Source organism: Pseudomonas cistanchae, assembly GCF_054483635.1.
This window is the reverse complement of the sequence record NZ_JBTLWN010000007.1, coordinates 201,017-222,099: the sequence shown is the minus strand read 5'-3', so window position 1 is coordinate 222,099 and position 21,083 is coordinate 201,017. Positions and strand designations below refer to the sequence as shown.

Annotated in this window: 23 protein-coding genes; 11 read left to right on the top strand and 12 right to left on the bottom strand. The window is 64.4% G+C overall.

Annotated elements, in window-relative coordinates:
- Positions 1-65: 65 nt before the first annotated feature.
- Entirely contained in the window at positions 66-644 is a 579-nt protein-coding gene (locus tag ACX0MV_RS19165; protein WP_458984089.1) for a sterol desaturase family protein, read from the top strand.
- On the opposite strand, the gene crtB is transcribed toward ACX0MV_RS19165, so the two are convergent.
- Genes crtB through fni form a run of 5 tightly spaced genes read right to left on the bottom strand, consistent with a single transcriptional unit; the run spans position 559 to position 6,524 of the window.
- A complete protein-coding gene (gene crtB, locus ACX0MV_RS19160; protein ID WP_458984088.1) occupies positions 559-1,485 on the bottom strand; it encodes a 15-cis-phytoene synthase CrtB in 927 nt (308 codons plus the stop codon). The genes ACX0MV_RS19165 and crtB overlap by 86 nt on opposite strands.
- Complete coding sequence (locus ACX0MV_RS19155; protein ID WP_458984087.1) at positions 1,482-2,966, bottom strand: phytoene desaturase; 1,485 nt, start codon at positions 2,964-2,966, stop codon at positions 1,482-1,484. Before ACX0MV_RS19155 ends, crtB begins: the two co-directional genes overlap by 4 nt.
- The gene (crtY, locus tag ACX0MV_RS19150; protein ID WP_458984086.1) at positions 2,963-4,189 is read right to left on the bottom strand and encodes a lycopene beta-cyclase CrtY; all 1,227 of its coding nucleotides are present in this window, start codon (positions 4,187-4,189) and stop codon (positions 2,963-2,965) included. Before crtY ends, ACX0MV_RS19155 begins: the two co-directional genes overlap by 4 nt.
- The gene (locus ACX0MV_RS19145; RefSeq protein WP_458984085.1) at positions 4,186-5,472 is read right to left on the bottom strand and encodes a glycosyltransferase; all 1,287 of its coding nucleotides are present in this window, start codon (positions 5,470-5,472) and stop codon (positions 4,186-4,188) included. Before ACX0MV_RS19145 ends, crtY begins: the two co-directional genes overlap by 4 nt.
- Positions 5,469-6,524: a type 2 isopentenyl-diphosphate Delta-isomerase gene (gene fni, locus ACX0MV_RS19140; protein ID WP_458984084.1), complete on the bottom strand. Its 1,056-nt coding sequence runs from the start codon at positions 6,522-6,524 to the stop codon at positions 5,469-5,471. Before fni ends, ACX0MV_RS19145 begins: the two co-directional genes overlap by 4 nt.
- A 232-nt stretch (positions 6,525-6,756) precedes the next feature.
- Here fni and ACX0MV_RS19135 point away from each other — a divergent pair, with 232 nt between their 5' ends.
- Together ACX0MV_RS19135 and ACX0MV_RS19130 are read left to right on the top strand one after the other, a co-directional pair.
- On the top strand, positions 6,757-7,734 hold the full coding sequence (locus ACX0MV_RS19135; protein WP_458984083.1) for a polyprenyl synthetase family protein: 978 nt from the start codon (positions 6,757-6,759) through the stop codon (positions 7,732-7,734).
- Between the two features lie 22 nt (positions 7,735-7,756).
- Positions 7,757-7,900 (top strand): hypothetical protein, encoded by a 144-nt coding sequence (locus ACX0MV_RS19130; RefSeq protein WP_458984082.1) that lies wholly within the window; start codon positions 7,757-7,759, stop codon positions 7,898-7,900.
- Between the two features lie 24 nt (positions 7,901-7,924).
- On the opposite strand, the gene ACX0MV_RS19125 is transcribed toward ACX0MV_RS19130, so the two are convergent.
- Together ACX0MV_RS19125 and ACX0MV_RS19120 are read right to left on the bottom strand one after the other, a co-directional pair.
- Positions 7,925-8,377 carry an FAD/FMN-containing dehydrogenase gene (locus ACX0MV_RS19125; RefSeq protein WP_458984081.1) on the bottom strand — a complete coding sequence of 151 codons (453 nt, stop codon included), beginning with the start codon at positions 8,375-8,377 and terminating at the stop codon, positions 7,925-7,927.
- A gap of 139 nt (positions 8,378-8,516) precedes the next feature.
- Positions 8,517-9,767, bottom strand: a complete 1,251-nt coding sequence (locus ACX0MV_RS19120; RefSeq protein WP_458984080.1) for a cytochrome P450 — start codon at positions 9,765-9,767, stop codon at positions 8,517-8,519.
- 217 nt (positions 9,768-9,984) lie between these two features.
- Between ACX0MV_RS19120 and ACX0MV_RS19115 the strand changes: the two genes are divergently transcribed.
- The 4 genes from ACX0MV_RS19115 to ACX0MV_RS19100 all read left to right on the top strand — a co-directional run bounded on the left by ACX0MV_RS19115 (position 9,985) and on the right by ACX0MV_RS19100 (position 12,920).
- Positions 9,985-10,359 carry a hypothetical protein gene (locus tag ACX0MV_RS19115; protein WP_458984079.1) on the top strand — a complete coding sequence of 125 codons (375 nt, stop codon included), beginning with the start codon at positions 9,985-9,987 and terminating at the stop codon, positions 10,357-10,359.
- 20 nt (positions 10,360-10,379) lie between these two features.
- Positions 10,380-10,736 carry a YgaP family membrane protein gene (locus ACX0MV_RS19110; protein WP_458984078.1) on the top strand — a complete coding sequence of 119 codons (357 nt, stop codon included), beginning with the start codon at positions 10,380-10,382 and terminating at the stop codon, positions 10,734-10,736.
- 142 nt (positions 10,737-10,878) lie between these two features.
- On the top strand, positions 10,879-11,373 hold the full coding sequence (locus ACX0MV_RS19105; protein ID WP_458984077.1) for an LEA/WHy family protein: 495 nt from the start codon (positions 10,879-10,881) through the stop codon (positions 11,371-11,373).
- A gap of 200 nt (positions 11,374-11,573) precedes the next feature.
- Positions 11,574-12,920, top strand: a complete 1,347-nt coding sequence (locus ACX0MV_RS19100) for a choice-of-anchor Q domain-containing protein (protein ID WP_458984076.1) — start codon at positions 11,574-11,576, stop codon at positions 12,918-12,920.
- A 40-nt stretch (positions 12,921-12,960) separates the two neighbouring features.
- On the opposite strand, the gene ACX0MV_RS19095 is transcribed toward ACX0MV_RS19100, so the two are convergent.
- A complete protein-coding gene (locus tag ACX0MV_RS19095) occupies positions 12,961-13,836 on the bottom strand; it encodes a YihY/virulence factor BrkB family protein (RefSeq protein ID WP_458984075.1) in 876 nt (291 codons plus the stop codon).
- A 175-nt stretch (positions 13,837-14,011) separates the two neighbouring features.
- Here ACX0MV_RS19095 and ACX0MV_RS19090 point away from each other — a divergent pair, with 175 nt between their 5' ends.
- From ACX0MV_RS19090 to ACX0MV_RS19080, 3 genes are all read left to right on the top strand, one after another.
- Positions 14,012-14,818: a substrate-binding periplasmic protein gene (locus ACX0MV_RS19090; protein ID WP_458984229.1), complete on the top strand. Its 807-nt coding sequence runs from the start codon at positions 14,012-14,014 to the stop codon at positions 14,816-14,818.
- A gap of 89 nt (positions 14,819-14,907) precedes the next feature.
- Positions 14,908-15,252 carry a zinc ribbon domain-containing protein YjdM gene (locus tag ACX0MV_RS19085; protein ID WP_458984074.1) on the top strand — a complete coding sequence of 115 codons (345 nt, stop codon included), beginning with the start codon at positions 14,908-14,910 and terminating at the stop codon, positions 15,250-15,252.
- 50 nt (positions 15,253-15,302) lie between these two features.
- Positions 15,303-15,509, top strand: a complete 207-nt coding sequence (locus ACX0MV_RS19080; RefSeq protein ID WP_458984073.1) for a hypothetical protein — start codon at positions 15,303-15,305, stop codon at positions 15,507-15,509.
- Between the two features lie 4 nt (positions 15,510-15,513).
- Here the strand turns inward: ACX0MV_RS19080 and ACX0MV_RS19075 are convergent, their stop codons facing one another.
- On the bottom strand, positions 15,514-16,857 hold the full coding sequence (locus ACX0MV_RS19075; protein WP_458984072.1) for a beta-galactosidase: 1,344 nt from the start codon (positions 16,855-16,857) through the stop codon (positions 15,514-15,516).
- 300 nt (positions 16,858-17,157) lie between these two features.
- Complete coding sequence (locus ACX0MV_RS19070) at positions 17,158-17,940, bottom strand: hypothetical protein (RefSeq protein WP_458984228.1); 783 nt, start codon at positions 17,938-17,940, stop codon at positions 17,158-17,160.
- Between the two features lie 244 nt (positions 17,941-18,184).
- Between ACX0MV_RS19070 and ACX0MV_RS19065 the strand changes: the two genes are divergently transcribed.
- Positions 18,185-18,910 (top strand): endonuclease, encoded by a 726-nt coding sequence (locus ACX0MV_RS19065; protein ID WP_458984071.1) that lies wholly within the window; start codon positions 18,185-18,187, stop codon positions 18,908-18,910.
- A 27-nt stretch (positions 18,911-18,937) separates the two neighbouring features.
- Here the strand turns inward: ACX0MV_RS19065 and ACX0MV_RS19060 are convergent, their stop codons facing one another.
- Positions 18,938-20,026 carry a DUF3616 domain-containing protein gene (locus ACX0MV_RS19060; RefSeq protein WP_458984070.1) on the bottom strand — a complete coding sequence of 363 codons (1,089 nt, stop codon included), beginning with the start codon at positions 20,024-20,026 and terminating at the stop codon, positions 18,938-18,940.
- A gap of 105 nt (positions 20,027-20,131) precedes the next feature.
- The gene (locus ACX0MV_RS19055) at positions 20,132-20,965 is read right to left on the bottom strand and encodes an arylamine N-acetyltransferase family protein (RefSeq protein ID WP_458984069.1); all 834 of its coding nucleotides are present in this window, start codon (positions 20,963-20,965) and stop codon (positions 20,132-20,134) included.
- Positions 20,966-21,083: the final 118 nt, after the last annotated feature.

Below are 21,083 nucleotides of genomic sequence, written 5' to 3'. Positions count from 1 at the left end.
CAGCTTTCTGTAGGTCGAGGTACGCTCGTTACGTAAGATCAGCCAGCGTTTTTAATGAGATAACGATGAGCATTTTGCTGAATACAGGTGTGGTCCTGCTCACCATCGCCGTGATGGAGTGGATTGCCGTGGTTGCGCACAAACACGTAATGCATGGCTGGGGCTGGGGCTGGCACCGCTCGCACCACGAGCCGCGCACGGGCTGGTTCGAAAAGAACGATCTATACGCCACCGTGTTTGCCAGCCTGGCGATTGTGCTGATCGCGCTGGGCACGGCGGGCGCCTATCCGTTGCAATGGATAGGCGCCGGCATGACCGCCTACGGGGTGATCTATTTCGTGTTGCATGACGGCCTGGTTCACCACCGCTGGCCGTTTCGCTACGTGCCGCGCAGCGGTTATTTCAAGCGGCTCTACCAGGCCCATCGGATGCACCATGCGGTGGAAGGCAAGGATGGCTGCGTGTCCTTTGGTTTTATCTACGCGCCGCCCATTGCCACGCTCAAACGGCAACTGCGCGAGGCGCATGACGGGCCACTGAAAAAGGCTGACGAAAAGCCTAGCGAGGCCGCTGCCACAGCGCTTCGGGACGCGGCGGCGCGCTCAGGTTCCGCGAGCCAAGGGCAAAACCGGCGGCACAGGTAACCAGACGCAGCTTGTCCAGTTTCGAAGTGGACACTCGCTGATCCCACGCCTGGGCGCCACGGGCCCTGACCTTGATACCGATCTCCCGATACACCCCACGCGCCGTGGCAATGGCCCAGGCGGAACGCAGCGGCAGCGCCGCGATGCCGGCCTGCGCCGAGGCGTAGTACGGCTCCGCGTGCTCGACCAGGCGCCTGGCCAGGCCAGCCAGCGCCTCGCGGTGCACCGTTGCGGTCAGTTGCTCAGGCGCAATGCCCGCTTCGTCCAACCACTGCACGGGCAGGTAGCAACGACCGATGGCGGCGTCCTCGACGATATCGCGGGCGATGTTGGTCAGTTGAAACGCCAGGCCCAGGTCGCAGGCACGGTCAAGCGTGGCCTCGTCCTCGACGCCCATCACCCGCGCCATCATCAGGCCAACCACGCCGGCGACGTGGTAGCAATACTCGAGCGTGTCGTCGAGCGTGAAGTAGCAGCGCTCACGCACATCCATGGCGAAGCCTTGCAGGTGCTCGAAGGCATAGCGTTGCGGAATTCGATGGCGCACGGCGACTTCCTGGAATGCAGCGAAAGCCGGCACTGTCATCGGCTCGCCGGCATAGGCGCGCTGGGTCAGGCGGTACAGCTCGGCAAGGGCTTGTTCGCCGTCGTGCGGCGTCAGCGGCTGGGCGGCGAAACCCATTTCCTGGCCATCGACCACGTCGTCGCAATGACGGCACCAGGCATACAGCATCAAGGCGCTGCGCCGGGTCTGCGGGTCGAACAGGCGCGAGGCGGCCGCGAAGCTTTTCGAGCCGACGGCAATGGTCTGGCTGGCATGTTGGTACAACGCCTCGTTCATGCCAGGTCCTCCAGCATCAGCCCGGCGGTGGCCTTGGCCGACCCGACCACGCCTGGCACGCCAGCGCCGGGATGGGTACCGGCGCCCACCAGGTACAGGTTGCCGAGCGTGTTGTCGCGGTTGTGCGGGCGAAACCAGGCACTCTGGGTCAGGATCGGCTCGAGGGAAAAGGCCGAGCCGTGATGGGCGTTCAAGTCGTCGCGAAAATCCGTGGGGGTGAAGATGCGGCTGGTGACGATGGCGTCGCGCAGGCCCGGCATATAGCGCTGTTCCAGGTACGCCAAAATGCGGTCGCGGTAGCGCGGCCCCTGCACCGCCCAGTCCAGCGGCGCGTTGCCCAGATGCGGCACCGGCGCCAGCACGTAATGGCTGCCGCAACCGGGCGGCGCCAGTGCGGGGTCGGTGACGCAGGGTGCGTGCAGGTACAGCGAGAAATCATCGGCCAGGCTGTCGCGCTTGAAAATGTCCTCGATCAAACCCTGATAGCGCGGGCCGAAGCAGACAGTGTGGTGCTGCAGGTCGTACTGGCGATCAACGCCGAAATAGATCACGAACAGCGAGTTGCTGAAGCGCTTGCGCACCAGCGACTTCGCCTCGCTGGCGCCACGCGGGTGATGGCCGAGCAACGCGCCGTAGGTGTGCACCACATCGGCATTGGACGCCAGCGCATCGGTGGCGAAACTGCGCCCGTCGGCCAGACGCACGCCGCTGACCAGGCCGGCTTCGACCTCGATGCGCGCTACTTCGGCATTCAGCTCCAGCTTCCCGCCAAGGTCCTCGAACAGCCGCACCAGGCCGCGTATTAGCGCGCCGGTGCCGCCGCGGGGAAACCACACGCCCCACTGCCGCTCGAGGGCGTGGATCAGGGTGTAGATCGCCGAGGTGGCGAACGGATTACCGCCCACCAATAGCGAATGAAAGGAGAACGCCTGGCGCAGCTGCTCGTCCTCGATGAACTTGGACACCATCGCGTAGACGCTGCGCCAGGCCTGCAAGCGGGCCAGTTGCGGGCCAGCCTGGGCCATATCGCGGAACGACAGAAACGGCACTGCGCCAAGCTTGATGTAGCCCTCCTCGAACACTGCCTGGGAATAGGCGAGAAAGCGCCGGTAGCCGGCGACATCCGCCGGATTGCGCGCGTGGATCTGGCGGTCGAGGGCATCCTGGTCGTTGGCGTAATCGAAGTGCGAGCCATCTTCCCAGCACAGCCGGTAGAACGGCGCGACGGGCAGCATCTCGACGTAATCGGCCATACGCTTGCCCGCCAGGGTGAACAGCTCTTCCAGCGCCGAAGGATCAGTGATCACCGTGGGGCCGGCGTCGAACACGAAGCCCTGGTCTTCATACACGTAGGCGCGGCCGCCCGGCTTGTCGCGTTTTTCCAGCAGTGTGGTCTGTACCCCCGCTGCCTGCAGGCGGATGGCCAGGGCCAGGCCGCCGAAGCCAGCACCGATTACCAGGGCGCGTTTGGGTTGGCTCATGAGTTGTTCCTGATTCGGTGCGGATTGGACAAACGCGCCGCCCTGGCGGCCTCGGCGACCGGCACCGGCGGTTTGCCGACGAGGATGCGCAGCTTGTCGAACGGGTTGAGTCGGCCGGCGTAGAAGCGCTGGATCAGCCCCTCCGGCAAGCCATAAAAGCGCTGCATGACGCGCCAGCGCTGCTCCGGCCGCCCAGCCAGAAACAGCATGCGATTGAGCAGGCGGAAATAGCCCTGACGCTGCCATTGCCGCTGCGCCTCCTGGCGAATGGTGGCGAACAGCGCAAGCGCGCTGAGGTCTTCCAGGTTGGCAATGGCGTCGGCCAGCCGTACCGCATGGGGTAGCGAATAACCGGTGGTGGGGTGAAACAAGCCGGCGCGCAGGCCGCTGCGTGGCAGGCCGTAGGCTTCACGCCAGAAGCCGTCGAAGTCGCCAGCCAGCACGATGGGCAAGGCGCCTTGCTCCTCGCGTAACAGCGTATCGATCTGCCAGCCGCGGCTGGCGGCATACGCCGCGATATGACCACGCAACTGCTCGGCGGTGAGGCTGACGCGGTCGACATAATGGGTATCTTCGATCAACAGGGTATCGGCATCGAACGGCAGCACGTAGACGAAGCGATAGCCACCCGCCTGATCGACGCTGGCGTCCATGATGATCGGCGCCTCCAGGCCATGGGGCTGGCGCAGGCGGAGCAACTGGCCGAGAAACGCCTGCACGCCGATTGCCAGATGCGGGCTCGGCTGCGCGCCGCGGCCATCGATCACTGCCGCCGCGCCGAGCATTTTGCCGCTGGCCAGGCACACGCTGGTGGGCGTCAGGCTGTGCACCGGCGTGTTCACTTGCAAGGCATCGCCCAATGCGGGGCCGATGACCCGGGCAAAGTCGTCGGAAAATATGCTGGCGTAACCGCTGGCAAGCGTGCGCGAGCGCTGCGGGAATATCACCTGATAGCGCGGCCAGCGCCGGCTGATCAGCGGCTCCAGCCACTGGTGCTGGGCGGGGCTAAGATCAGCGTCATGAAACGACCAGGTGTGGTTGCCGCCGAGTTGCTCATCCTGCTCCAACAACAACAGGCGCAATTGCGGACGCAGCGTTTTCAGGCGCCAGGCGATCAGGCCGTTGGCCAGGCCGCCGCCCACCAGAATCAGGTCATAGTCGGTTGCCTGCTTGCGCTCGCTTGCCTGGTCACCAGCGCCAGGGGTGTGCGCGGCGCGGCTCATGCAACCTGCTCCGCAAGCACCGGTTTACCGCTGCTCAGCACCGTCTCGACGATATCGGCAGCGTGCAAGGTACCGCCGGCGGCGGCCAGCTCGACAGCCAGCCGCTCAAGGTGGGTACGCAGCAAAGGCTGCTCGAGCACCTGGCGTAGCCGCACACTCAGGCTCTGCGCACTGGCGAAGCGAGCCGAGGCACGCAGGCCGATACCGGCATGGCACACCCGCGCCGCCACTCCCGGCTGGTCGAAGGCGATCGGCAGCGCCAGGATCGGCGTGCGTGTGGCGATTGCGTCCATCACCGTGTTCAGGCCCGCGTGGCTGATTACCGCATCGGCTCGCTGCAGCGCCGCGCGCTGCGGGGCGAAGTCAGTCACCCAGGTCGCCCCGCTCGCCCGCAACCGCCGCGCCTGGGCCTCGCTCAAGCCGCCGCAATGGGCCAGCAGCAACTGCACATTGAGCGTGCGACAGGCCGCTGCGATGCGCCGGAACAAGGCGAAACGCTGGCCCTGCAAGGTGCCCAGCGAGGCGAACACCAGTGGCCGGTCCGCCGCCACCGACATGCTCAGCGTTTGCTCCTCGCGCTGGGCGGGGCGCAGCGGGCCGACGTGGTGAAAACAGGCTGGTAGCGCAGTGCGCGGAAAATCGAACCCGGCAATTGTCTGGCTGATCTGCGCCAGCGGGGACAGGCATTCATGCAAGGCGCCGCGGCGCGACAGGCCGAACACGGCGGCGTGCTGCTCAATCACCCGGCGGTGTGGCTGCATCAGCCAGTCGTACACCTGGGTGCTGCCCTGATACAGCCGTTGCGCCTGCTCGCTACGCGAATAGGCGAACGGCATGACCGGCAGCGGCACGCCCGCTTCGCGGTTGACCGGCAACGCACATGCCACCGAGACCAGCGGCCGGCCCGTGGCCTCGGCGAGCAGACCGGCGGCGGCCTCCATCTGGTCGCCGATCAGCGCATCGATATTCAGTGCATCAAGCACGGCCGGTACCTCCCGGCAGAGCATGGCGGTGGTCCGGCTCAGGTCCTCGATCACCCGGCGCAGGCCCAGCGGGCCACCGGGGTTGGCGGCAATCCGTACGCTGCGCGCGAGGCTGCCGGGCGGATGGCTGCGTAGGCCGACCGCAGAAAAACCCAACCGTGGGTCGGCGAGCAGCGCTGCGGCGTCCTGCTGGTGAATGAAGGTGACCTGATGGCCACGCTCGATCAGCTCCACGCCCAGGTTTTCCAGCGCGCGGAAATGGCTGAAGAACGGCGGTGCGATAACGCCCAGATGACTCATGAGGGCAGATCCACCCATGTGCGCTCGACGCTGATTGGCGCACGTTTTAACGCGGCGATATCAGCGGAACCGGTACAGAAGCAGGCGATTCGCAGCTGGCGGATGACGACTTCGAAGTGCTCGACTACCGCCTCGGTGGAAGCCGTAGCGCTGTTCAGCACGGCGGCGGCCTGGCCGACCACGTCGGCACCGAGGCGCAGTGCCTTGGCCACGTCGATGCCGCTGCGGATGCCGCCAGATGCGATCAACGGCGTGGTTGGCAGCGCCTGACGTGCCAGAATGATCGCCTCGGCCGTGGGAATGCCCCAGCCGGCAAATGCCATGGCTACCTGGCGATCGGCAGCACTTTGCGCGCGCTCGGCCTCGACCGCTGCCCAACTGGTGCCGCCGGCCCCGGCCACATCGACAATCGCAACGCCTGCCTCGACCAGCGCCTGGGCCACTGCCGCAGAAATGCCCGCCCCTACTTCCTTGACCACCAGCGGTACCGGCAGCGCCGCCGCAACCCGGCCAATGGACTCAAGCACACCACGCCAGTCGCGGTCGCCGCCACCTTGAACGGCCTCCTGCAATGGGTTCAGGTGCACGATCAACGCATCGGCGTCGATCATTCCAACCGCCCGCCGGGCAAGCTCCAGGCCGTGCTCGCCGACGATCTGCGCCGCACCCAGGTTGGCCAACAGCGGCACGCTCGGCGCCAGGCGGCGCAATTCACGGGTCAAGCCCTGGTCGTTGCCGGTCTCCAGTGCCACCCGTTGCGAGCCGACGGCTAGGGCGATACCAAGGGCTTCGGCGGCCTCGGCCAGGTGCCGGTTGATACCGGACGCCCGCGCCGCACCGCCGGTCATCGAGCTGATCAGCAAGGGTGCCTTCAGCTGCTTACCGAGCAGCGAAGCGCTCAAGTCAACCTGATCCAGGTGCAGCTGTGGCAGCGCGCAATGGCGCAAGCGGTAGGCGGCAAAGCCGGTTTGCGCAGGCGCAGCCGCCCGTAATGGGTCCAGCACGATGTCCAGATGGTCATTCTTGCGGGTCAGCACATCGACGCTGGTCATGTCGGCTCCTGATTTAGGGAATATTTCCCAGATGACGCGGTCACTTTTCTACGCGACCCGGTTTTGTCCAACTCGGGTACAACAATCGCTAGTTTTAAGGCAGTGCTTTGCCCATAGCGTTCCCTGAAAAATCACACCGCAGACTCACCCGCGGCGTGATATGGCGAAAACCGGACCCTCGACTCAGCAGCGAGATGCGTGGTGAGGGTCATCGAACAATGAGGATCGGTTCATGGCGTCTTATGCACAGTCGGTGGCTCCCAGGAAAACCCCTTGCGATATCGCAGCGATTCGCCAGGAGTTCGAGCGGCGCATGGGCGAGTTGCTGCCTAAAGCCGGTGGCGAGCGCGATCTGGTGGCCCTGGCAATGGGCGAAAGTACCCTGGCGCCGGGCAAGCGCCTGCGCCCGATGCTGCTGATACTGGCAGCGCGCAATCTCGGCTACGACCACCCGGCACTGCTCGACCTGGCCTGCGCGGTGGAAATGGTCCACTCGGCGTCGCTGGTGCTGGACGACATGCCATGCATGGACAACGCTCGGCTGCGCCGCGGACGCCCGACCATTCACCTGCACTTCGGCGAGGACGTCGCCATCCTCGCAGCTGTCGCGCTATTGAGCCGAGCGTTCAGCGTGATCGCCTCGACCAACGACATCGCTCCGGCGATACGCACTCAACTGGTCAGCGAGCTGGCCAATTCGATCGGCATGCAAGGCCTGGTCAAGGGACAGTACGAAGACCTGCGCGAGGGAGCGCGGGCTCGCACGGCGGAAGAAATCGCTGCCACCAACGAACACAAGACCGGCGCGCTGTTTGGCGCCACCCTGGAAATGGCAGCGATCATTGCCGGCAGCCACCATTCGAAACGGATGACCCTGCGCAGCTTCGCCCTTGAGCTGGGCCAAGCGTTCCAACTGTTCGACGACCTGCTCGATCACCTTCTGCAAAACGGTGCAGCCATCGGCAAGGATGTGACCAAGGACAAGGACAAATCCACCCTGGTCGCCTTGCTTGGCGCCGATGCTGTGCGCGCCCAGCTCGAACGCCACCTGCGCAACGCTGACGCTCACCTGGCGACGGTGTATGGCGACGATCAGACCATCAGCGCCTTTATCGCCGGCATCTTTGCCCCGCTGCACACGCTCGATACCGGGGCCGCCCACGCCACCTTGCAAAAACAGGCAGAACCTCTGCCCGTGCCCGGTGCCTGAAGCCATTCAGGAGGATTGGGTTATGAGCAAAAAACTGTTGCAGGTATTGCTGGTTGCGGGGCTGGCCGGTGCGCTGGCAAAGACGATGGCACTGCGCAGCCGCGCCTACTTCAAACCGGAGGGACCGCGCGAACGCCTGCTGCGCAGGTGCCGACAGCACCGCTGAGCCACCTACGACTGAGCGTAGGGCCTAAGGCGCGAGGGCATCCAGCGCGCTTTTCAGGCTCGTCGCATCGCTGAACAGGCGTTGCTGAAGCGCTTCGCCATTCCTGACCTCGACCCAGATCACCGCGTCGCGTTCGCTGCCGTAACGCGCGGCCACCTGGCCCTCGCGATCCAGCAGAATCCGGTAGGACGCATCGCGCATCGCCGGCAGAAAAAACAGCTTGGCCACTGCCGGCATGCGTTCGATATCGGCGATAAACACCGCATCACGCGCTTCCAGATAGCCTTTGGCTTGATCCTCCAACGTCGCGTTGACCAGCTTGGCGCTGCCCATGCTGCGGGCGACCAATAACACGCGGGTGTTCGCATCAAGGCGGTAAGGGCGGTCGAACTGGTCGTTGAGCGTCCAGGGTTCGGCGAGCGGCGCGGGCTGGGTGGCGGGCGCCGGCGCTGCGAAGCCCGTCAGGGATAAGCTCATCAAAAACACTGCGTAGAGAAGTCTCATTGGCTGTTCCACAAGTGAAGGATGGCGCGGCAGCACGCTTCCAGGCGTAGCGGGCGCATGGCCGCCGTCGCCTCTTGAGACCACACGAAACGACGTTGGTGTCCGCTACAGGCTAGGCGCGTACCGCCGTTATTTCACTGAGGATCAACTGGCTGGACGGCAGCATCGGGATGCGCCGGCTGGAGACCTTGATGTCGTGCGTGGCGACGGTGTAACGCATGCGCCGGCTAAACAGGCGCAGGGCATTCTCGATCAGGGCGATGGCCAGGTCCTCGCCCGGACAACGGTGGTTTTGCTGCGCAGTCGCGCCACCCTGGGTGATGAAGTCGAAGTCGCTGCCCTGGCGCGCGTTGAAACGTTCCGGGAGGAAGTCGTCGGGTTTTGGCCAGGTCGCCGGGTCGCGGTTGGTGCCGTACAGGTCGAGCAGCACGCGGGTGCCGGCGTCGAAGCGATAGCCCTGCCATTCGAAATCCTGACGCACGCGCGCGGGCACGAACGGAAAGAAGGCATACAGCCGCCGCACTTCCTGGGTGAAGGGGCGTAGCCATTCATCACTCTGCACCAGGCGCCGATTCCACTCCGGGTGGCGATGCAGCTCCAGCAGGGCGAACACGATAAAGCGCGCCACCGCCACGGTCGGGCGCAGCAGGTTGAGCAATTCGACTGCGGCGACCTCTTCTTCCAGCAGCTCTCCGTCGTCGTCACGGTGCAGGCTGAGCACCGCCAATGCGGATTCCGCAGGGGCGTGCAACTGGCCGCCACGCTGGGCGACCACCAGGTTGGCCGCCCAGGTCTGCGCGGCCTTTTGCGCGGCGCGGGCTTGGAAGTGGCCCCATCCCAGACGCGCGGTGCCGTCGATCATCGCGGCCATCTGCTCGCGCCGCTCAGCCGCCTCGCCATCCGCCAGCGGTACACCGGCCCAGCGGCACACAGCCTTGCACAGCAGGGTTTCGATTTCCGGCAGCATCACCACCTGGGGCTGGCCTTCCCAGCGCTGCAGCGCCGCCAGCCATTGCTGCTCCGCCAGTTGCACCAGCAGCTCGACCCGCTCAGGCGCCAGCACGTGCATGAACAGCTGCTTGCGCTGCAAATGGCTGGTGCCGTCCAGCCCTTGCACGCCGCCAATGCCGAACAGGGTTTTCTTCAGCAGGCGCGGAGCAGCGTTCTTGCGGGTGAATAGCTGCTGGTCATAAAACAGCGCGGCCGCCGCCTCGCCACGCATGCAGATGGTTCGTTGCAGCATTAATCGGGTAGCGAATATAGGGCTCTGATACCGCTCACAGCGGTTGGAGATGAATCGGTAACCTTCGCTCAACAAGGCCAGCGAACTATCAAACAGGGTTCCCCCTGGAATTTTCTTCATGCAGCCACTCCGTTATCCATCACGTCGGGGCACGGTACTGCCAGTGCCAATGCTGCAATCGACCACAGCAGCGGTTAACAGTTTGATCTGATTGTTACAGTAAAAGGCTCAAGCTAGAGAGGCTGCGAGCCACTGCACAAACACCGTTTATCGACTGGATTGAACAGCCCGACGCTTGGGCAAGTCGTCTATACACCCCCCTGATGGAGTAGACGACATGGTTGCATTCGATCCCCAATCACGCACAACCGCAGCGCCTCAACGCAACGTCCAGGGCTGGGAACGCGCCGCTTCCATCGGTGGCGGCCTGTTGCTGCTGGTGAAGGGCGCACGCAAGGGCGGCGTGCTGGGCCTGGTCAACATGGGCATCGGCGGCATGGGTCTGCTGCGCGGTATCAGTGGGCATTGCGAAGCCAAGCGGGTGTTTAACCGGGTAGCCTCGCCCAGCTCCGCCGCCCGTCTTGGCACTTCTCCGTGCAGCGATACGCGGCCCATGCCCACCCTGGATATGGACGCCGGCCCGCAAGCCGGCGCCGATATCGGCGTGGACAGCCGCGACCCGCTGAGCCCACGGCCCAATCCAATCATCTGAAACTACCGAGGAGGCTCAACATGATTGATACACCCCCACGCGCAGAACCTGGCAGCACCGCACCGGCCACCGTCAAACTGGCCAACACTCAGTTGCCGATCGCCAACGTCACCGGCTGGGAGCGCAAGCTGTCCACCGGCCTGGGTGTCGCACTCATCAGTCGCGGCATCAAGAATGGCGGCGGCGTAGGCCTGGCCGAAATCGGCGCTGGCGGCCTGTTGCTGACCCGCGGTCTGACTGGCCACTGCAGCATGAAGGCGATGTTCAAACAGCCTGATCAGGAGCTGCATTACCTGCAGGATGAACTGCGCAAGGCCAAACACAGCCTGGCCGATCTCTATCGGCAAAAGGCCAACCTCGCGTCCACCACTCACTAACGGCCAGGCGGGGTGGCGGCGATCAGTGCCGCCGCCCGCTGCCTGAGGTTGCGCGACTTTCATACCTCAATAGTCGTCCACAGCTTTGTAGTCCACAGTGCCAAGCGAACCTGAAGTCCCCATCCAAGAGGAAGTCCAGCCGATGCCTGTTCGTCCCATGCGTTTCGATGGCCGCTGGTTGCGCGCCTGGTTCGTCAGCCTGCTGTTGCTTGGCCTGAGCGCCTGCAGCAGTTTCGGCCCACGTGACCCCTTGCACATCGACCTGGTGGGCCTGGAGCCCTTGCCGGGCGAAGGTCTGGAAATGCGTTTCGCGGTAAAGCTGCGGATTCAGAACCCCAACGACGATGCCATTTCCTACAACGGCGTGGCCTTGCAACTGGCGATTAACGATCAGCCGTTGGCCAACGGCGTCAGTGCGCAACGCGGTCAGGTACCGCGCTTCGGCGAAGCGCTGATCAGCGTGCCGGTGACCATCTCGGCCTACTCGGTGATGCGCCAGGCCTGGGGTGTAGCGGGCTACCAGGAAAAAGACGGCCTGCAGTATCACCTGCGCGGCAAGCTGGCCGGCGGCCTGTTCGGTAGCGCGCGCTTCAGCGACTCCGGCACTCTGCAGTGGCTCGGCCCCGCCACGCCCTGAGCCAGCTGCGCTGACGCAATTGGCGGCGAGATCGCGCTGATCCTGCCCCTGGCACGCACCAGCGGATAAACGGCTGCACGGCTCTGGAACGGCATTATCGGCGCGCTGTCCATTCTCCACTGGGTGATCACGCTCAGCCTGCGGAAGCAGTGTTGTGTCCGCGTCATAACGCTTTGGCCTCAGGCCGAAAAGGAATCGATATGCGCTCTACCTGCTCCGCTCAGCATTCGCTGCGCGCCCCCATGCTCGCCCTCTGCATGATTGCCCTACCCACCTACGCGGCCGATTTTCTGGTTACCAGCGACACCGACCAGCTCAGCGGCGTCTGCGCTGCTGTCTGCTCGCTGCGCGATGCGGTGCAGGCGGCCAACAGCCTGGGCGGCAGCAACCGCATCCTCCTGCCAGCGGGCACCCATACGCTGGCGCTGCTGCCGCCGCGGGGCGATGAAGGGGAAATTCTCGATGACGATGACAACCAGAACGGCGATCTCGACGTCAGCGGCCACCTGACCATTCTCGGTGCTGCGGCCGGCAGCACGGTCGACGGTGCCTATATCGACCGGGTGTTCGAAGTGCTTCCCGGCGCCAACCTCACGCTCAGCCGCCTCACCGTGCAACGGGGGCGCACCTACTACTTTGGCGGCGGGGTCGAAAACCACGGCACCCTGACCGTGCAGCGCGTGCGCTTCGAGGGCAACCTGGCATCCGGTGCCTTCGAGCCCGGCGCCGGAGGCGGCATCGCCAACTTCGGCCAGTTGAACCTGTACAACTCGGTGCTGAACGGCAACCGCTCCAGCGCAGGCGAGGCGTTTTCCGGGCGCGGCGGCGCGCTCTTCAACCAGGGCACGGCGCTGGTGCGCGACAGCCTGTTCAGCAACAACCGCGCCTCCGACGACGATGAGACCGGCATGGGCGGCGGCGTGTACAACCGCGGCAACGCCGATGTCGCGCGCAGCGCCTTTATCGGCAACAGCGCCTCGGGCAGCGGCGCGGCCATCACCAATATCGGCGTGCTCAAACTAAGCAACAGCACCCTGGGCGGCAACGACAACCTGAATGCCTATTTCGGCGGCACCTTCAACAACGGCCAGTCGTACCCGCCATTCAGCGGCACTCCGGAAGCGACGCTGATCCACGTCACCATCGCCGGCAACCTGGGCGGCGGGCTGCACAACTTCGGCAAGCTGCGGCTGCGCAACAGCCTGATCAGCGGCAACAGCGGCCTGTACGACGAAACCTCGGTGGACAACTGCAACAACGCCGGCGACCTGGCGGAGTACCAGGCAGTGGGGCTGCTGCTCGGCAGCGGGCCGGGCAACTGCACTGCCGAGCTGACCGTGGACAACCAGCAGACTTTCACCCAGGTGTTGGAGCCAATGGCGGATAACGGCGGTAACAGCCCGACCTTCACCCTGCCCGCCAATAGCCCGGCACTGGACGCCTCGATCGGCTCCTGCGCCAGCCACGATCAGCGCCGCGCCCCACGGCCGCTGGATGGCAACGGTGACGGCGTCGCGACCTGCGACCTCGGCGCGTTCGAGCGCTAGCTCGGCAAGGCGACGCGCGCCAGCTCAGGCGCGCGGTCACCTATTCGTTGGCGACCTTCTCCCCTTCGTTCTTGCCTTCTTCGGCGAGGTGTTCGACCACCGCGTTCAACTCGGCGCCAAACAGCAGCACCGCCGATGAGATGTACAGGTACAGAAGAAACACGATGATTGCGCCGATGCCGCCATAGGTAGCGTTGTAGTCGGCGAAGTTTTGCGCGTAGTAGCCGAAGCCGAGAGAGCCGACTATCCAGACCACCACGGCAAGCACCGAGCCTGGGGTGATAAAGCGAAATTCCTGCTCGACATCCGGCGCGACGTAATACACCACCGCCACCACGACCATCAGCAGAATCACCACGATCGGCCAGCGCAGCCAGGTCCAGAGCGTGATGACCACCTGCTCCAGCCCCAGGTAGTGCGCCAGCCAGCCGATCACCTGCGGCCCGACGATCATCAGGCCTGCCGCCATCAGCAGGGTCCCGGCAATCGCCACGGTGTAGAGCAGCGACAACGGCACGCGCTTCCAGATCGGCCGCCCTTCGGTGACGCCATAGGCCTTGTTGGTGGCGTCCATCACCGAGCGCACGGCGGCCGAGGCGGTCCAGAGCGCCACCAGGATACCCACGGAAAACAACCCGGCCTTCTGCGTCTGCAGCTGCTCGATCACCGGGTCGACCAGCTCCATCGCGGCCTGGGGCATCACCAGCGCGGCCTGCTCGCGCAGCCAGTCGAAGAACGACTGCAGGTCCAGCACACCGATCAGCGCGATCAGAAACAGCAGAAAGGGAAACAGCGAGAAAAACAGCTGAAAGGCCAGCGCGGATGCATACGTCGGTAATTCATCATCGATGAAGTCAGCCACCGTGCGCTTGATGACGGTCACGATGCTCACATTCGGTAAACTCGGAAAAAACATACTCAGCCCCCCAACGCCAATCTGGCTCTCAACGATGAGCTTTGGAACGGTACAGGCGGCGGTGAGTTCAGGCTTATTGGCTACGCTGGCAGGCGGCATGCGCGCTATGCTTCGCCTTACTGCCATGCGCACAGCCGAGCGGCGACCCGCCCGCAACCAGAGGAGCAATCCTGTGATCCGCAGAATCCTGGCCGCGTTATTGCTGGCGGCGGTCGCCGGAAATGGCCTGGCCACCGACCTGCACTTCGTCACCGAGGAGTTTCGCCCGTTCAGCTTCGCCTCCAGCCGGGTCAAGACTGCGGCCGGCTTGCCCCAGGCCGATGGCGCTATGGCCGATATCGTCCGCGCCGTGTGCGAGCGTCTGCACTACCGCTGCACCATCGAGGTCCATCCGTGGCGCCGCGCCCTGGCACTCGGCGAAAACGGCGAAGTGGATGGCCTGTTCACCGTGATCCGCTCGCCCGCGCGGGAGCGCGCCTTTTTCATCACGCCGATGCTGGCAACCTCGCGCTACGACATCTACGCCCTGGCCGACAGCGGCTTCGCCTACCGCAGCCCGGCGGACATGCGCCGCCGCACCGTTGGCGTCTACGGGCCGTCCGGCACGTCGTACATCCTTGGCGAACACTTGCAGGCAGTCCCGGATGTCGACGTGCAGCTGGTCACTGATAATCAGCGTTTGCTGCGCATGCTCAACGTCGGCCGTTTCGGTGCGGATGGCCTGGTCGTGCTGAACCGTGATGTCGCCCGTCACCTGATCGAGAAAGAGAAGCTGGTGCGCATTCGCAAGGTCGGCCACCTGGAATCGGTGTCCTACGCCATCGGCCTGTCGCGCAAGCGGGTCAGCGAGGCGCGCTTCAAGGCGTTCAGCGGCGGTGTAAGCGCGGCGATTGCCGACGGCACGGTGGCGACCATCCTGCAGCGCTACGGCCTGCAACCCGCCGAACCCGAACCGAGCCACGCGCCCTCAGCACAACGCTGACACGCCGCCTGGCTGGGCGCGCGCAGCCAATCGCGGCAAAACCTTATACACTTCGCGGCCCTTCGTTTAGCCCACCTGCGAGATCGCCCATGAGCACCCTGCCGCCCTGCCCGAACTGCCAGTCCACGTACACCTATGAAGACGGCGGCCTGCTGGTATGCCCGGAGTGCGCCCATGAATGGTCCGCCGACGGCGGCGCCGACAGCGCGACAGACGACGGCAAGGTGATCAAGGATTCGGTCGGCAATGTGCTGCAGGACGGCGACACCATCACCGTGATCAAGGACCTCAAGGTCAAGGGCTCGTCGCTGGTGGTCAAGGTCGGCACCAAGGTCAAGGGTATCCGCCTGGTAGACGGCGACCATGACATCGACTGCAAGATCGACGGCATCGGCGCGATGAAGCTCAAGTCCGAATTCGTCCGCAAGGTCTAAGCCTGGCGCCGTCGAGCCGCCTTCCCCTTCAGTTATTTCATGGAGCTGCCATGCGCGTCCTTCACATCAGCATTGCCCTGATCGGCCTGCTCGCCCTGCTCGGCTGCGGCGCCGGCGAGACCGCCGCCACCGCCGCCTTGCAGGCGGAAAAAGCCAAGCAGGCGCAACAGCAGATGGAGCAACTGCAACAGCAGATCGACCAGGCCAACCAGCACAATGCCGAACGGCTGGAGCAGGCGATTCAGGACGCGCAGTAGCCGATCACAGCAGCAGAATCTGCAGCTCGGTGCCGACCTCGACCGTTATTCCACCGGCGCCGGCGCTGACGGTCTGGCTGGTGCCGCGCAGTGGGTTGTAGAGCGTGCCCTGGCCCGGCCGGGGCAGCGTGACCTGCCCTGGAACCTGGGCCCAGAACACCCAGACCCAACGGCCATCGGGGCGTTGCCAGGCCATGTTCAGCATGCCGTCCGGCGCATTGGCGAACGCCGGAGCGTCCATCGGCTTGACGCTCGGCCCGGTGATGTCGAGAAAGCGCTTGAGCGCCTGATAGGCGGGCTTCTGGCTGCCATCGAGGCGCAACAGGCCGTACTTGCGGTCACGCACCGTGGCCCGCGCGTCCAGGTCGCTCAGGTTGAACAGAAAGATGCGGTCGTAATCCATCGCGCTCATCAGGGCGATGCGCTTGATCAGGTAATCCGCCTGGCCCTGCTCACCCACCAGCGGTTGCCATTCGATCTGCTCGGTGTAGCTGGACCAGCCGAACTCGGTGGCCCAGATCGCCTCGCTGCCCAACTCGCGCAGACGCTGGTTGAGCACGGTGCCGCGAATCAGAAAATCCTTGTCCGCCACCACATCGCCCTCGGGGCTCATGCTGTACGGGTGGTACGCCACGACCCGATCGGGACCGATGCCATTGAGGCTGTCCATGGCCTCCAGCATCAGCCCGCCCCGCAGCGGCATCTGGCTGTAATAGGCCATTCCACCCATGACGCGCTGCGCTGCCGGATTGGCGGTTTTCAGGCGATCAAGGGTGGTTTCCAGCAAATGGCTGTAAGCCACCGGGTCTTCGGCGGGCTGCCAGAACGGCGAGATGTTCTGCTCGTTCCACACCTGCCAGGCGTCGACCGAGGGATAGCGTGCGGCGAGGTAGCCCATGCTGTCGGCAAACACTTCCGCCGAAGTTGGGGGGTACTGGTCGTAATTCGGCGTGCCGGCCGGGGCACTGCTGGCGAACGGCGCCGAGCCGACCATGAACAGCAGCGACTTGATGTTCTTCTCCGCGAGTACCGCGGTCATCCGATCCATTTCGCTCAGTTGCCACTGCCCTGGAGTCGGCTCCAGGCGGTCCCAGTGCAGGTCGACGCGCACCCAATTCAAGCCGAGGGCCTGCATCTGCTCCAGCTGGTGCCGGTAGCTTGCCTCCTCGAACCAGAGCAGCTGAGCGTTCACACCGAGAAAGTCGGCCCATACCACATCGCGAGGTCCTTTCAACGACAGGGAAGATCCAGCTTCCACCGAGGGGCATATCAGCAATGCCAGGCTCAACAAAAACGCGGCCACTTGTTTGCGGCCACTTTCTACGGAACTACGCGTCCAGAGTTTCATGTCTGGCTCTCCTGTAGAGGTGGGTTCACGCGCAGCCTAAGGAGAGTCAAGCAATCAATCGCGGCCCTTTGGAACGGCCTGAGACGTAATCGGCAAATTTATGGCGTCAAGTTACAGACGGTATAGTTTGATATTCATTGGGATATCTATCGATGCTGTCCTTACCCAGGGAAAGGCATAAGCAACTGACACGCGCTCGCATATAGGCGCAGCGGTGCAGGCACGCGACGTCAACACGCGGGGTATTAGGAGGCTGAAGCCGCAGCGCGGGAGGCAGGTCAGATCGGCTTTGGGGAAGCGCTACTGCACCGGCAGGAAGTTGAGAAACAGCAGGCCCTGGGCATAATTCACGCCCATGCGCCGGTAGCGCTCGTCCAGCACATCGGTGAGCAGGTCGAGGCGCGCGACTATCTTGCCGAACTCCACGGCATAGCTCAGGTTGCGGCCATCGGCCGATATCTCATTGGACAGCAGCCACGGCTTGCCCTGGGCGTCGCGGCGATTGGCGAGCATCCAGGTGGCGATTTCGATATTGCGCGCAGCGTTGTGGATGAACTGAGGGTCGAGCGAGTCGCTCAGGTAGAACTCGGTGCGCCCGCCGTGAGCAGTAATCAGCATGCTGGCGATGGAATAGATGAAAGCGCCAACCCGATCACCCTGGTATTCGGCGCTGAGTGCATAGCCAAGCGCGGCGATGTCCTTGCGGCCACCCAGTTCAGGCAGCGGCTGATCCAGCTCTATCGCCCGGTGCACTGCTCGCTTGGCTGCCTGCATATCGGCGAGGCCGGTCTTGCGCCATTCCCGCGGGTTGCGCAGGTAGAGCTTGTCCATCAGCCGGTAGAGGCTATTGAGGTTGTTGCGCATGCCGATGGTGGCCATGCGGTCGGCATGGCTTTGCAGCAATTCGGTAGCCTTGATCGAGCTGCTGTTGCTGATGATCGACTGATGGTCCTGACGGCTGGCGCAGCCCGAGGCAGCACCAATCAGCAGCACGCCCAGCACCAGTCGACGCCAGGCGGCGAACGGCTTGCAAATCGGACGAGGCAGCGGCTGTTGCACCGCCGTAAAGTCACGCGACGTCATCATGGGCAGCGCTATCCATAGGGAACCCTGGGTTAAACCTAGCTGCAAAAAACCAGCGGCGTGGTTTTTCTGCGCTAAATATGACCTGTAGCGCAATCAATCGTTTAGGCGCAGAAGTTAAAGCCAGGGGAGAGATCGCGACGCTGATCGCAAAAAACCTCCAAGGCTGCCAAATCGCACGGGCGAAAGGTCCGGACTAGAGCGACGCCAGGTATGATGCGCAACTTTTTGCGCAGAGTGTTCCATGCCCCGCCTGCTAGCCCTGTTGTGTGTGCTGCTTGTCCTCCCTGCTTACGCCGATGCCCCGAAAACCTTCGCCGCCGCTAAGAAGATTGCCTGGCAGCTCTACGCCGAACGCCCCACCACCTTCTATTGCAACTGCACCTACAGCGGCAACCGAGTGAACCTGGGCAGCTGCGGTTACCGCGTGCGCAAGCAGTTGCGTCGCGCCCAGCGACTGGAGTGGGAACATGTGGTGCCGGCCTGGGTGATCGGCCATCAGCGCCAATGCTGGCAGCAGGGCGGGCGCAGGAACTGCACCCGCAGCGATCCGCTGTTCAAGGCCGCCGAAGCCGACCTGCACAACCTGGTGCCAAGCATCGGCGAGCTCAATGGCGACCGCTCCAATTACGCCCTGGGCATGCTCAGCGAGCGCCCCACGCAATACGGCGCCTGCCCGATGGTGGTCAACTTCAAGGCGAAAACCGCGATGCCGCCAGAGCGCGCCCGCGGCGCGTCGGCGCGCATCTACCTGTACATGGCCGATCGTTACCGGCTACGGCTGTCAAAGCAGGACCGGCGGACCTACGAGGCCTGGAACCGCCAATACCCGATCAGCGAATGGGAGCGCTGGCGTAACCAGAAGGTCGGCTGCGCGATGGGCCACGGCAATCCCTATGTCGGCCCATTCGACAGCACCCGCTGCACGCCGCTGCGGCGCGCCAGTGCAACGCAGCGGACCAGCGGCTAGGCCGGGCTGCGCCCTGAGCCGTATGGCTCAGTCGCGCTGCAGCAGGTCGCCGAATACCGTGTACTCGGCCTCGGTGCGATCAGGCCCGGGCGCGTCGTACAGCACCAGCCAGCTTGGCGTGCCACCGCTCAAGGCGAGCGGCAGGTTGCAGATCGCCTCAGCGCGGTTGCAGCCATCGCCATGGGGTAATTGCACCGCATCCACCAGGTTGTCTTCGAAACGCACCGGCTCGCGGTTGGCGGCTAGCGGCGGTCTGGCGCCCGGCCATTTGAACAGGCGGATTTCGCCATCCAGCACCATGGTCGGGCCGGCGAGCAGGTACAGGTCGTCGCCACAGAAATGCAGGTCACGCACGCCAAGGCCGCCAAGCTGAAGGAAATGTTTGCGCAGCAGCGTGCCGTCCTCGTCCAGGGCAACGAGGCGCAAATGGCCGCCATGGGCCTCGACCGCGATTTCCAGCAACGCCGTCCAGCCACGTAGAACCGGCCCACGCAGGCCGAGCAGCAGGCGGTTGCCGTCCACCGCCAGGCCTTCGATATCGAAGCCGTTGTCCTTGCCGGGAATCGCCATGAACGGGCCGAAGTGCGGGTCGTCCGCCAACAGCTCGGTGAGCAGGTTGTCTTCGGCATCACCCTTGAGCCGCAGGGCTTCGCGGCCGTCTTCGGCGCTGCGTACCAGGCAAGGCACGCCCTGCGGGTCGAACTCGACGGGCACGCAGGCCAGCAGCCGACGATTGCTGTCCAGCTTGAGCTTGGTCAGCCGCTTGGCGTTGTCCGCATCGCTGCGGTCAGGCTTGGCGTTCTTGCGCTTGAGCCCGTGGGAGCCAACCATCCACAGATAGCCGTCTGCCAACGCTATGCCTTCGAGGTCGGCCTCATCGTCTGCCGCCCCGGGCAGGTCGAGCAGATCGGCCAGGGTGAAGCTACGGCCCTTGCCGAAGCGCAGCACCTCCCCCGCCACCGGCTCGAGCCGCTGCAACCGCTCGACCGAACAGGCTTCGTCGCCCGCCACCCATAACCACTGCTCGGTAAAGGCCGCGCCGGAGAGGTTGCTGTGCACCAGCGCGCCGGGTTCGAACTCGAGGCGCACGGCATTGGCTAATCGCTGCTTGGGCATGGTTATGCTCTGCTGAATTTAAGGGCGCTCGGGCAACCCGAGCGGTGCGCTGGCAGGGTCATGGACAACGGGCGCGGTGAATCATCTGGTTTTTCGCCGCCGCAGTCAGCCCTGTTGCTCGGCCAGTATGCGCGCGATCGTGGCGCGCAACGCGGGGTGCTCCGGCGGGCGAATGCCGAACTCGCTGCGCAGCACCTCAAGCAGCGCATCGACATCGGCCAGTTGCACCCGCTCGCTGACTTCGCCCTGGCGGTGAATGGCGAAGCTGCCGTTGTGCAGGGTCTTGCGCCACTGCGGCCCGGTGCGGGCGACGATCATCTGGCCGAGAAACGGCGAATCCGGGTGGGTGGAGACGTACCAGCTGGCGACCGTGTAATCGATCTCTGCGGTCCGCTGCAGATCGAACACGTACAGCGCCCGCCACTCCTCGCCTACCAGCGCACGCAAGGTGTAACTGCCGTCGCGCAGGCTGAGCCGGTAGAGCTCGTGCGGCGTGGCCTGTTGCGCGTCGCTGTCGAGCAGCAGCGGACCGGTCGGCACCAGGCCGCCAAAACCGACATCGACGATGTAGCGCGCGCCGTCGAGCGTCACCAGCACGATCATATGGGTACGCGCCGGCAGCGCATCTTCCGGCCCGCCCATCACTACCCGCCCGGTCAGCCCACGCGCCTCAAAACCGAGCGCCTGAAGCAATCGCAAGAACAGCTGGTTGAGCTCGAAGCAATAACCGCCGCGCCCCTCACGAAACAGCTTGTCCTGAATGGCTGCGGGGTCCACCGCTACCGGCGCGCGCAGCATTGTCGACAGCGTCTCGAACGGAAACTCGGCGGTGTGCCGCAGCTGCAGTTCGCGCAGCGTTTCCAGGCTCGGCGGCGGCGCGGCCGAATAGCCCAGGCGGCCGAGGTAGGTTTGCAGATCCAGGGTAAACGGCTCGCTCATGATCATTGCTCCTTGCTTACATACGCCCTTTTTAACAGAAGGCCCTGACGACTAGACGAACCAGTGGGGCGGAATAAGACAAGAAGAGATGGAATAAGCCTTTACGTAGCCTGGGTTG